Source organism: Craterilacuibacter sp., from assembly GCF_051659485.1.
In the GTDB taxonomy this organism is placed as follows: domain Bacteria; phylum Pseudomonadota; class Gammaproteobacteria; order Burkholderiales; family Chromobacteriaceae; genus Craterilacuibacter.
In genome coordinates this window covers 1-2,013 of record NZ_JBOFOO010000418.1, presented here as the reverse complement: position 1 = coordinate 2,013, position 2,013 = coordinate 1, and the positions used below count along the sequence as shown (strand labels likewise).

Below are 2,013 nucleotides of genomic sequence, written 5' to 3'. Positions count from 1 at the left end.
TCCTTGGGAAACCGCGCTGGGTGCCGTCTTCCTGTCCGGCCTGGTCTTTCTTGCCGTCAGCCTGTTCAAGGTGCGTGAAGCGATGGTCAATGCCATCCCGCAGTCGCTCAAGTTCGGTATCTCTGCCGGTGTCGGCATGTTCCTTGCGATCATCGGCCTGAAAAATGCCGGCGTGATTGCTGCCCATCCGGCCACACTGATTACCCTGGGCGACATCCACAATCCGAGCACTTTGTTGGCCATTCTCGGCTTTTTCATGATTGTGGCCCTCGAATACCGCAAGGTGCCCGGCGCCATCATCCTGAGCATCATCCTGATCACCACCCTTTCCATCGTACTAGGGCAATCGACCTTTGAAGGCATCTTCGCGCCGGTGCCTAGCCTGGCCCCCACCTGGATGGCGATGGATATCAAGGGCGCATTAAACGCTGGCTTGCTGGGCGTGATATTTGTCTTCTTCTTTGTCGATCTGTTCGATACCACCGGCACCCTGATCGGCGTCTCGCACCGTGCCGGTTTGCTGGACAAGGACGGCAAGCTGCCACGCCTCAAGCGTGCCCTGCTCGCCGACTCGATCGCCATTACTGCGGGTGCCGCAATGGGCACCTCGTCCACCACCGCCTACGTTGAGTCGGCTGCCGGTACCGCTGTTGGCGGGCGCACCGGCCTCACCTCGCTCACCGTTGCCATCCTGTTCCTCGCCTGTTTGTGGCTGTCGCCACTGGCCAAGACGGTACCAGCCTATGCGACCGCACCGGCGCTGTGCTACGTTGCCGTACTGATGACGCGCGGCCTGGCCGAAATCAAGTGGGAAGACCTGACCGAAGCCGCACCGGCTGTAATGACCGCGCTGGCCATGCCGTTTACCTTCTCGATTGCAGATGGTATCGCCTTCGGCTTTATCAGCTTTACCGCCATCAAGCTGCTGGCCGGCCGCTCCAAGGACCTCAGCCCGGCAGTGCTGGTGATTACTGCCATGTGGATTTTCAAGCTGGCATTCTTCCACTAAGCTACACCGGATACACCACAGCAAGGGGCGCCAACGGGCGCCCCTTGTGCATGTTTGACAACAAACTTGTACAATGCCGGGTAACCCTCGTACGGACCGCATCATGGACAACCTCAGCAATATCGACTACGCGAGCTATCTCAAGGGCTGGATTCGCGCCGTTCCCAACTGGCCGCACGATGGCGTGATGTTCCGCGACATCACCCCGCTACTGCAAAATCCCAAGACCTTCCGCATGCTGATCGACATCTTCGTGCATCGCTATATGGATCAGAAAATCGATCTGGTCGCAGGTCTGGATGCGCGCGGTTTTATTATCGGCTCGGTGCTGGCCTATGAGCTCAACGTCGGCTTTATCCCTATCCGCAAGAAGGGAAAGCTGCCGTTTACCACCGTGGCAGAAGAATACGAACTGGAATACGGCAATGCCACGGTAGAAATGCATACCGATGCCTGCAAGCCGGGCGATCGCGTACTGTTGATCGACGATCTGGTCGCCACCGGCGGCACCATGATGGCAGGCTATCACCTGCTGCAAAAACTGGGTGCCGAGATCGTAGAAGCTGCCGCCATTATCGAGCTCCCCCAGCTTGGCGGTGCCAAACTGGTACGCGACGATGGTCTGGCACTCTTTACCGTGTGCTCGTTCGACGGGATATAAGCCATCACTGCACACAAAAACCGCAGCCACACGCTGCGGTTTTATTATGGCGACACAAAAAAAGCTGCCCGAAGGCAGCTTTTTTAACGGGCAGACAGCGCCTGACGGCTTAGTACCACTCGATACCTTCTTTTTCGGTCGAGATCACGGTACCGGCTTCGCCTTTAACGATGCTCTCGATGTCCTGCAGCGCGCCGATGACGGCTTTCTTGCCGGTCAGACGGGCGAATTCGCAAGCAGCTTCCACTTTCGGGCCCATGGAGCCGGCAGCAAAGCCCAGCTTTTCCATTTCGTCCGGGTGCGCATGCTTGATGGCCTTCGCTTCTGGCGTGCCCCAGCCGAC

The 2,013-nt window shown here is 58.2% G+C and carries 2 protein-coding genes and 1 pseudogene; 2 read left to right on the top strand and 1 reads right to left on the bottom strand.

The window, feature by feature from the left end; all coding sequences use genetic code 11:
- Both ACRC1E_RS14120 and ACRC1E_RS14115 read left to right on the top strand, forming a co-directional pair.
- The coding region (locus ACRC1E_RS14120; RefSeq protein WP_438515728.1) for an NCS2 family permease at positions 1-1,009 on the top strand (1,009 nt) is incomplete at its 5' end.
- A gap of 103 nt (positions 1,010-1,112) precedes the next feature.
- Positions 1,113-1,670, top strand: a complete 558-nt coding sequence (locus tag ACRC1E_RS14115) for an adenine phosphoribosyltransferase (protein ID WP_438515726.1) — start codon at positions 1,113-1,115, stop codon at positions 1,668-1,670.
- A 109-nt stretch (positions 1,671-1,779) separates the two neighbouring features.
- Here ACRC1E_RS14115 and ACRC1E_RS14110 read toward each other — a convergent pair.
- Positions 1,780-2,013: pseudogene (locus ACRC1E_RS14110) on the bottom strand (carbamate kinase); the annotation flags it as partial.